1 protein-coding gene is annotated in these 317 nt (G+C 42.6%); it reads left to right on the forward strand.

Annotation, left to right across the window (positions count from 1 at the left end; all coding sequences use genetic code 11):
• Window positions 1–317, forward strand: a 317-nt coding sequence (locus tag SB775_RS28380; RefSeq protein WP_410864510.1) for a hypothetical protein, incomplete at both ends; no start/stop codon positions are given.

Here is a 317-nt window from a genome sequence, read left to right on the forward strand (position 1 = left end):
TATTTCCCTCAATTTCAGGACGAGGCTGTAAGTAGAAAAATCAAAATGATCGGTGAAGGCATACACACCGCTCAAGCGATGGATGCAGAAGACATCGCGAACTCTCCTAACTCACTTGTGAAGTGGAGTGAAACAAATAAAGCTTTCTTTGAAAAGCCTGTCATCTTAAACGTCGGAAGATTGGCCGTGTTAAAAGGGCAGATGGAACTGGTTAAAGCGTGGGCAAATTCCAAGCTCTCAGACACTCACAATCTTCTCATCATCGGAGGAGACTTAGAAAACCCGAGTCCAGAAGAAAAAATGGTAATTGATTTCTT

Source organism: Peribacillus sp. SIMBA_075 (assembly GCF_046534585.1).